The sequence below is a fragment of the uncultured Aquincola sp. genome (assembly GCF_964001545.1).
Taxonomy (GTDB): Bacteria; Pseudomonadota; Gammaproteobacteria; order Burkholderiales; family Burkholderiaceae_C; genus Aquincola.
Genome location: NZ_CAXFDV010000777.1, coordinates 1 through 8,970, shown reverse-complemented (window position 1 = coordinate 8,970; position 8,970 = coordinate 1). Strand labels below are relative to the sequence as shown.

The following is an 8,970-nucleotide window of genomic DNA, read 5'->3' as shown; positions in this document are numbered from 1 at the left end:
GCCCGCTGGGCTATGACCCGGCCACCGACCTGGTGCCGCTGGCCCAGGTGGCGGTGCTGGAGTTCGTGCTGTGCGTGTCAAACGAGGTGCCGGCCGACGACCTGCGGCAGCTCACGACGTGGTTGCGCCACCAGCCGCACGCCATGGCGTGCGCCACGCCGGGCATCGGCACCGCGCCGCACTTCCTGATGGCGCGTTATGCGGCCCTGGGCGGCGTGCAGCTCACCCACGTGCCCTACAAGTCGCCGGCCGAAGTATTGGCCGCGCTGGTAGGGCGTCATGTGCCGCTGGCGGTGATGCCGCTGCCCGATGTGCAGGAAGCGGCGCAGGCCGGCCGCCTGAAGCTGATGGCCACCTTCGGCGCCCGGCGCTGGCCCTTGATGCCCGCGCTGCCCACGGTGCGCGAAGCGGGCATCGACCTGGCCGTGAGCGGGTGGCTGGGCCTGTATGCACGCGCCGGCACGCCGGGCGAGGTGCTGGCCGCCCAGCACGAAGCCGTCGCCCAGGTGCTGGCGCGGCCCGAGCTGCGCGCACGGCTGCAGCTGGCGGGCCTGCGTGTGGGCAGCCTGGATGGGCCGGGCCTGGCCCGGCTGCAGGCGCAGGAGTCGGCCTTCTGGGCCGACACCGTGCGCCGCACCGGCTTTGCGCCGGTGGCAGGCGCTTAGCTCAGCAGGTCGAACAAGGTGCGCGCCACCACCTTGGTGGCCTTGCGCAGGTCTTCCAGCACCAGGTGCTCGTCGGCACGCTTGGCATTGCTTTCCAGCACCGTGCGCGGGCCGGCGCCGTAGATCACGGCGGGAATGCCGCGCTCCACGTACAGCCGCACGTCGGTGTACAGCGGCGTGCCGCTGGTGGGAATCGGCTCGCCGAAGATCTCCTGGCCGTGCTTCTGGATGGCGGCCACCAGCGGCTGGTTGCCGGCCAGCGGCTTCATCGCGTTGGCCAGCAGCAGCCGCTTGATGTCCACCGTGATGCCGGGCAGGCCAGCCGCCGCCTCGGCGATCACGCGGCGCACCTCGGCTTCCACCTCGGCCGGGTTTTCTTCCGGGATCATGCGGCGGTCGAGCTTGAGCACCACCTTGCCCGGCACCACGTTGGTGTTGGTGCCGCCTTCGATGCGGCCCACGTTCAGGTAGGGGTGGGTGATGCCCTCCACCTTGGACGTGACTTGCTTATACAACTTGTTCTGCGCGTACAGCGCATTCAGGATGGTCACCGCACCCTGCAGCGCATCGACGCCGGTGTCGGGGATGGCCGCATGCGCCATCTTGCCGTGCACCGTCACCTCCATCTGCAGGCAGCCATTGTGGGCCGTCACCACCTGGTAGCTGAAGCCGGCGGCGATCAGCAGATCAGGCTTGGTCAAGCCCTGCTGCAGCAGCCAGCCGGGGCCCAGTTCACCGCCGAATTCTTCGTCATAGGTGAAGTGCAGCTCCACGCCGCCCTTGAGCGGCGCGCCCAGCGATTCGAGCGCCCGCACCGCGAAGATGTAGCTCGCGAAGTCGCTCTTGCTCACCGCCGCTGCGCGGGCGTAGAGCTTGCCGTCGTGCACCTCGCCGCCGTAGGGCGGGTGAGTCCAGCCTTCACCCGGGGGCACCACGTCGCCGTGGGCGTTCAGCGCGATGGTGCGGCCTTCGCCGTACTTCCGTCGCACGATCAGGTTGGTGATCGATTCCAGGCCGTAGTCCTTGACCGCGTGCGCCGGCACCGGGTGCTTCTCGGGCGCAAAGCCGAAGGCCTCCAGCAGCTGCGCGGTGCGCTCGGCATGCGGCGCGTTGTTGCCGGGCGGGGTGTCGGTGGGCACCTGCACCAGAGCCTGCAGCGTCTTCACTTCTTCATCGAAGTGGGCGTCGATCCAGGCGTCGAGTTGTTGGTAGTGGGTGGTGCTCATGCTTGGAGTTCCGTGGCAAGTTGGTCGAGCAGCTGCGCAAAGGCCTGCACGCACAGTTCGGTGTCGTCGTTGGTGATGCTTTCCAGCGGGTTGTGGCTGATGCCCGCATTGAGCCCGCGCAGGAACAGCATGGCCTGCGGCATCACCTCGTGCAGCTTCATCGCGTCGTGGCCGGCGCCGCTGGGCATGCGGAAGATGGGCAGCGACAGCGCCTGCACCGCACGTTCCCAGCGCTGCTGCCAGGCCGGGTCGCTGGGGGCGGCGGCGGCGCGCATGGTTTCTTCGGCCTTGAAGGCCACGCCGCGCCGTTCGCAGATGGCGTTGATCTCGGCCAGCACGTCGGCGGCGCATTCGTCGCGCACCTCGTTGGTGGTGGCGCGGATGTCCAGGCTGAACTGGCAACGCCCCGGCACCACGTTGATGGAGCCGGCCGGCACCTGCAGCATGCCCACGGTGCCCACCAGGTCGGGCACGCTGGCCGCGCGCTGTTCCAGGTACAGGATCACTTCGGCGGTGGCGGCGGCGGCATCGCGGCGGCGGTTCATCGGCGTGGTGCCGGCGTGGCTGGCCATGCCGGTGATCTCGCACAGGTAGCGCACGCTGCCGTTGATGGAGGTCACCACGCCCAGCGGCAGGCCCAGCTCGTTGAGCACCGGCCCTTGCTCGATGTGCACTTCCACGAAGCCGAGGTAGCCCGCCGGGTCGCGCCGCAGCAGCGGGATGTCGGCCGGGTCCAGGCCGGCGTCGGCCATCGCCTGGCGCATGGTCACGCCGTCGGCGTCCTGCTGGTCGAGCCAGCGGCCGTCGAACTGGCCGATGACCGCGCCCGAGCCCAGGAAGGTGGCCTTGTAGCGCTGGCCTTCTTCTTCGGCAAAGCCGATGACTTCCAGCCCGTAGGGCAGGCGGCGGCCGGCGCGGTGCAGCTCACGCACGCAGGCCATGGGCACCAAAATGCCCAGGCGGCCGTCGTACTTGCCGCCGTTGCGCACGGTGTCGTAGTGGCTGCCGGTGAGCAGGCAGCGCGCTGAAGGGTCGGTGCCGTGGTACACGCCCACCACGTTGCCCACGGCGTCGATGCGCACGTCGTCGAAGCCGCATTCGAGCATCCACGACTGCAGCTGCCGCGCGCAGGCCAGGTGGGCGTCGGTCAGGTAGGTGACGGTGAGCTGGCCCTGCTCGGCATAACCGGTATCGCTGTGCACGGCCAGGGCCTCGGCCCAGTCCCACACCCGATTGCCCAGCGTGGGCTCGACGCCGAACTTGTCGTTCAGCCGGATCTCGGCAATGCGGTGGATGTTGCGCAGCGCCTCGGCCAGCTCGTAGTCGGCGGGGTGGCCCAGCCGGCGCTCGAAGGTGGCGATGATCTCGCTGCGGTGCAGGCCCAGGCCGCGCGGGCCGCGCACCGCCATCACGAACGGAAAGCCGAAGCGTTCGTTGTAGGCGGCGTTCAGCTGCTGGATCTTCTCGAATTCCAGCGGCGTGCAGTCGGTCAGGCCCGCCTTGCCTTGTTCATTCGTGGATTCGGCGGTCAGCGTCTTGCTGACCATGGCCTTGCCGGCCAGCTCGGGGTGGGCGCGCACCAGGGCCAGCTGCTGGTCGTGGGCGGCATCGGTCACCACCTGCGCCAGCACCAGCTTCAGCTGGGCCAGGCTGGTGAAACCGCCGGCTGGCTTGCGGCCATGGGCCTGTTCGGCGATCCAGGGCGAGTGTTCGTACACGCCGTCCAGCAGCGCGACGAACTCGGCCTGCGAGGCTTCGTTCAGTTGGAAGAGGCTGAGCATGCTTCAGGGTCCTTCAAGGCTGTGCTCAGCGCCAGGTGTGGGCGGTGGCGGGGTTGTAGGGGTGCACCTGCTTCCAGTGGCGGGCGATGTCCACGCGGCGGGTGATCCACACCTGCTCGCGGCTGGTCACATGGTCCAGGAAGCGCTGCAGCGCCGCGATGCGGCCGGGCTTGCCCAGCAGCCGGCAGTGCATGCCGATGCTCATCATCTTGGGCCGGTCCAGCCCGTTGGGGTCGCCTTCGGCATACAACGCATCGAAGGTGTCGCGCAGGTAGGTGAAGAAGGCCTCGCCGGTGTTGAAGCCGTTGGCCTGCACGCAGCGCATGTCGTTGGTGTCCAGCGAGTAGGGCACCACCAGCATCGGCGATTCGCCGCCTTCGGTCTTCTGCACCTTCAGCCAGAAGGGCAGGTCGTCGCCGTAGTAGTCGCTGTCGTATTCGTAGCCGCCATGGTCCACCACCAGGCGGCGGGTGTTGGGGCTGTCGCGGCCGGTGTACCAGCCCACCGGCCACTGGCCACCGGTCATCTCGCGCACCACCTGCGTGCCCAGCGTGATGTGGCGTGCTTCCGTCGCTTCAGGCAGGTGCTGGTAGTGGATCCAGCGCAGGCCGTGATTGGCGATCTCGTAGCCGGCCTGCACGAAGTGCTGCACCAGCTCGGGGTAGCGCTGCATGGCCATGCCCACGCCGAAGATGGTCAGCGGCAGGCCGCGGCTCTCGAACTCGCGCAGCACGCGCCACACGCCCACGCGCGAGCCGTACTCGTACATCGACTCCATGGTCATGTGCCGGTTCTCGAAGGCCGAGGCGGTGACCATCTCCGACAGGAAGGTTTCGGTGGTCGGGTCGCCGTGCAGCGGATTGTTCTCGCCGCCTTCTTCGTAATTGAGCACGAAGGACACCGCGATGCGCGCGCCGCCCGGCCAGCGGGCATGGGGCACGTCGCGGCCGTAGCCCTTCATGTCGCGGGCATAGCCGGCGTAGGTGTGCTCGCCGGCGCGGGGGTCTTGAGGTTCAGCTTGACTCATGGCACTTCGGGTCAGGGGTGGGCGGGCGCTGCATGCGGCCGCAAGGCGGCCTGCAGGTCGGAGGTGCGCGGATGCAACCGCAGGTTGCGCTCCACGTTCGAAAGGTGGGCTTCGGTCAGCCGCACGGCCGCGCGGGCATCGCCGCGTTCCAGCGCATCGACGATGGCCACGTGCTCGTCGCGCGAGTGCTCAGCCGAATGCGACGACTGGTACATCAGCGAGATGAGCGAACTGCGCGACAGCAGGTCGGCCAGCAGCTGGGCCAGTACCTCGTTGCCCAGCATGCGGGCCAGCACCAGATGGAAGTCGCTCAGCAGCCAGGTGCGGCCGGGCACGTCGGTGCGCTGGATGGCATCGAGCTCGGCCTGCAGGTGGCCGCGCAGCTCGGCGATCTGCGCCGGCGTGATGCGGGCGCACAGCTGCTTGATCAGCGCGCCTTCGATCAGCTTGCGCGCCTCGAACACCTGGCGCGCTTCTTCCACGCTGGGCGTGGCCACGAAGGCGCCGCGTGCCGGCTCCAGCTTGACCAGCCGGTCGCGGCTGAGCTGGTTGAGTGCCTGCCGCACCAGCGTGCGCGAGACGCTGAACACGTCGGCGATCTGCTGCTCCACCAGCTTGGTGCCGGGCTGCAGCCGCCGCTCGACGATGGCGGTGGTGATGGCGTCGACGATGCGCTGGGTGCTGCTGGTTTCGCTGCCATCGGCCGCGGGCTCGGGCGGGCGCGTTTCCTGCACGGCCTGGGCCGCCTGCGCACGCCTGGTGCGTGGCGGGGTGCTCAAGGCAGTGGTGGAAGCTGGGCGGCGGGGCATGGTGCGGTCAGGGGAATCCAGGACTTGAACTGCACGCCAAAGTGTATACAGTTGAGCACACACTTCAAGCACCAATTGATCGAACGAGGAAAGAAGCAGTTCATGGCCAAGCTGACCACGCACGTACTCGATACCGCCCGCGGCGGTCCGGCGGCCGGTATGGCGGTCACGCTGTACCAGCTGGACGACGGGCTGCCCCAGCAGCTCAAGCGGGTGGTGCTCAACCACGACGGCCGCGCCGATGAACCGCTGCTGGCTGGTGACAGCTTCAAGCCCGGCCGCTACCGGCTGGTGTTCGAGGTGGCGCCGTACTTCCAGGCCATGGGCACCGAGCTGCCCGACCCGCCTTTCCTCGACCAGGTGCCGCTGGACTTCGGCATTGCCGACGCCACGGCCCATTACCATGTGCCGCTGCTGGTCAGCCCCTGGAGCTACAGCACCTACCGGGGCAGCTGACCAGGCACGAATCCTTCTTTCATTCCATCGTCGCAGTGGGCCGGCAGTTGCCGAGGCCGCGACAGCACTGACATGGCTCGCAGCGCCCGCGGTGGCGAGCCCTCGGAGGCGAGGAGACTCCGACGATGGAAGCGTATCTGTTCGACTGGCTGAACCTGCTGCTGCGCTGGCTGCACGTCATCACCGCGATCGCCTGGATCGGCGCATCGTTCTACTTCGTGATGCTGGACAACAGCCTCACACCCCCGGAAGACGAAGACCTGCTAGCGCGTGGCGTCAACGGCGAGCTGTGGGCCGTGCACGGCGGTGGCTTCTACAACTCGCAGAAGTACTTCGTGGGCCCCAAGAAGATGCCCAAGGGCAGCCTGCACTGGTCCTACTGGGAGTCGTATTCCACCTGGCTGTCGGGCTTTGCGCTCTTCAGCGTGATGTACCTGTGGCAGGCGCAGACCTTCCTGGTCGACCCCCGCGTCTTCCAGTGGTCGCAGGGCGGCGCCATCGCTGCGGCGCTGGGCTTTCTGGTGGCGGGCTGGATCGTCTACGACCTGATCTGCCGCGTGTTCGGCCGCAACAAGGACGGCTCCATTGGCGGCGACCTGCGGGTGGGCGTGCTCATCTTCCTGTACGTGTGCGCGGCCACCTGGCTGGCCTGCCACCTGTTCGCCGGCCGCGCCGCCTTCCTGCTGATGGGCGCGATGCTGGGCACCATCATGAGTGCCAACGTCTTCTTCTGGATCATCCCCGGTCAGCGCAAGGTGGTGGCCGACCTGAAGGCCGGCCGGAAGCCCGACCCCATCCACGGCCAGCGCGGCAAGCAGCGCAGCGTGCACAACACCTACTTCACGCTGCCGGTGCTGATCGCGATGCTCAGCAACCACTACGGCATGCTGTACCTGCACCCGCACAACTGGGCGGTGCTGATCGGCCTGATGCTGGTGGGCGCGATGGTGCGGCAGTTCTTCGTGCTGCGCCACCGCCACAAGGAGCGCTGGGAACTGGTGATCGTGGCCATTGGCCTGCTCATCGGCCTGGTGTTCTTCGTGGCGCCCGAACGCAGCCCGCTGCCGCCCCCGGGCGCGGCCCAGCCGGGCCAGCCGCAGCTGCAGGGCTTTGCCCGTGTCGAGCAGATCGTGACCCAGCGCTGCACCATGTGCCACAACGCGGCGCTGGCCAGCAAGGGCGTGCAGCTGCACACGGCCGATCTGATCGCCGAGCATGCGGCGCAGATCTACCAGCAGGCCGTGGTCAGCAAGCAGATGCCGCTGAACAACGCCACGGGCATCACGGCCGAGGAGCGAGAGCTCCTGGGCAAATGGTTCGAGAGCGGCGCCAAACGGGACTGATCCCAAGGCCCGCGCCACCGCGCACCTGAACCCCCGACCGGCGCCGCCGGTCGGCATCCCACCTCCCTCTGTCGAGGAGTTCGCCATGAGCCAAACCACCACGGTCCACCCGGTGGATGAAAAGCCGCGCCTGCCGCGCCTGGCCGCCCTGGGCCTGCAGCATGTGCTGGTGATGTATGCCGGTGCCATCGCGGTGCCGCTGATCGTGGGCCGCGCGCTCAAGCTGTCGCCTGATCAGGTGGCGCTGCTGATCTCGGCCGACCTGTTCTGCTGCGGCATCGCCACGCTGATCCAGAGCTGGGGCCTGACGCAGTGGTTCGGCATCCGCCTGCCGGTGATGATGGGCGTGACCTTCGCGGCCGTGGGCCCGATGGTGGCGATGGCCGAGTCCACGCCGGGCGTGGAGGGCGCCAGGGCGATCTTCGGGGCGATCATTGCGGCGGGCTTCATCGGCGTGTTCATCGCGCCGCTGGCCAGCCGCATGCTGCGGTTCTTTCCGCCGGTGGTCACCGGCACCATCATCGCGGTGATCGGCATCAGCCTGATGCGCGTGGGCATCGGCTGGGCAATGGGCGGGCCGGCCTTCCTGGCCAAGATCCCCGACCCGGCGTTCGCGGCCGGTGGCGGCACTGGGCCGGCGCCGATGATCGCCAACCCGAACTACGCAGCGCTGGACAACATGGCCATCGCGGTGTTCGTGCTGGCGGTGATCCTGCTGATCGCCAAGTACACGCGGGGCTTCGTGCAGAACATCTCGGTGCTGCTGGGCATCGTGGCGGGCGGCATCGTGGCCACGGCCATGGGCAAGATGCACTTCGACAAGGTGGCCGGCGCGCACTGGTTCGACGTGGTGCTGCCCTTCAGCTTCGGCATGCCCACGTTCGATCCGGTGCTCATTGCCACGATGGTGCTGGTGATGATCGTGACCTTCATCGAATCAACCGGCATGTTCCTGGCGCTGGGCGACCTGACGGGCCGCTGCGTGACGCCGCAGAGCCTGACCGCCGGCCTGCGGGTGGACGGCCTGGGCACCATCATCGGCGGGGTGTTCAACACCTTTCCGTACACCAGCTTTTCGCAGAACGTGGGTCTGGTGGGCGTGACGGGCGTGCGCAGTCGTTATGTGTGCGTGGCCGGCGGCATCATCCTGATGGTGCTGGGGCTGATCCCCAAGATGGCGGCGCTGGTCGAATCGCTGCCGCAGTTCGTGCTGGGGGGTGCCGGGCTGGTGATGTTCGGCATGGTGGCCGCGACGGGGGTGCGCATCCTGGCGGCGGTGGATTACAAAACCAACCGCAACAACCTCTACATCGTGGCCGTGTCGGTCAGCCTGGGCATGGTGCCGCTGGTGGCCCCGGCCTGGACGCAGCACATGCCGCATGGGCTGCATCCGCTGCTCGAATCGGGCATCCTGCTGGCCACGATCAGCGCGGTGCTGCTGAACCTCTTCTTCAATGGGGCGCAGCGGGCCAGCCTGGAAGAGACGCGGGATGCGGCGTTGGCGGCGGATGGGGGGCATTGAGGTTTGGCTGTCTGCTTGGGCTGCTTGTGCTGCTCTTGTTCGGCCGCCGTGCGGTGGGCGGGGGGCGGCGGGGCTCATGCTGGGGCGGTCGGCTTCGCCGACTCCGCTGCGGTGCTCGCGTCGAGGTCGCGCGGCGGAACT

General features: G+C 68.3%; 8 protein-coding genes. 4 read left to right on the top strand and 4 right to left on the bottom strand.

Annotated elements, in window-relative coordinates:
* Window positions 1-665: tripartite tricarboxylate transporter substrate binding protein (locus ABNT58_RS27065; protein ID WP_348756476.1), on the top strand; the 665-nt coding region annotated here is incomplete at its 5' end.
* Here ABNT58_RS27065 and ABNT58_RS27060 read toward each other — a convergent pair.
* The 4 genes from ABNT58_RS27060 to ABNT58_RS27045 are packed head-to-tail and all read right to left on the bottom strand — an operon-like array spanning window position 662 to window position 5,433.
* Window positions 662-1,891 carry an ArgE/DapE family deacylase gene (locus ABNT58_RS27060; RefSeq protein WP_348756475.1) on the bottom strand — a complete coding sequence of 410 codons (1,230 nt, stop codon included), beginning with the start codon at window positions 1,889-1,891 and terminating at the stop codon, window positions 662-664. The genes ABNT58_RS27065 and ABNT58_RS27060 overlap by 4 nt on opposite strands.
* A complete protein-coding gene (locus tag ABNT58_RS27055) occupies window positions 1,888-3,672 on the bottom strand; it encodes an allantoate amidohydrolase (RefSeq protein ID WP_348756474.1) in 1,785 nt (594 codons plus the stop codon). The genes ABNT58_RS27060 and ABNT58_RS27055 overlap by 4 nt, the downstream gene beginning before the upstream one ends.
* Before the next feature lie 25 nt (window positions 3,673-3,697).
* A complete protein-coding gene (gene puuE, locus ABNT58_RS27050) occupies window positions 3,698-4,699 on the bottom strand; it encodes an allantoinase PuuE (protein WP_348756473.1) in 1,002 nt (333 codons plus the stop codon).
* Between the two features lie 11 nt (window positions 4,700-4,710).
* A complete protein-coding gene (locus ABNT58_RS27045) occupies window positions 4,711-5,433 on the bottom strand; it encodes a GntR family transcriptional regulator (RefSeq protein ID WP_348756477.1) in 723 nt (240 codons plus the stop codon).
* Window positions 5,434-5,610: 177 nt separating this feature from the next.
* Between ABNT58_RS27045 and uraH the strand changes: the two genes are divergently transcribed.
* The 3 genes from uraH to ABNT58_RS27030 all read left to right on the top strand — a co-directional run bounded on the left by uraH (window position 5,611) and on the right by ABNT58_RS27030 (window position 8,829).
* Window positions 5,611-5,964 carry a hydroxyisourate hydrolase gene (gene uraH, locus ABNT58_RS27040; protein ID WP_348756472.1) on the top strand — a complete coding sequence of 118 codons (354 nt, stop codon included), beginning with the start codon at window positions 5,611-5,613 and terminating at the stop codon, window positions 5,962-5,964.
* Between the two features lie 125 nt (window positions 5,965-6,089).
* Complete coding sequence (locus ABNT58_RS27035) at window positions 6,090-7,307, top strand: urate hydroxylase PuuD (RefSeq protein WP_348756471.1); 1,218 nt, start codon at window positions 6,090-6,092, stop codon at window positions 7,305-7,307.
* Window positions 7,308-7,392: 85 nt separating this feature from the next.
* A complete protein-coding gene (locus ABNT58_RS27030) occupies window positions 7,393-8,829 on the top strand; it encodes a nucleobase:cation symporter-2 family protein (protein WP_348756470.1) in 1,437 nt (478 codons plus the stop codon).
* Window positions 8,830-8,970: the final 141 nt, after the last annotated feature.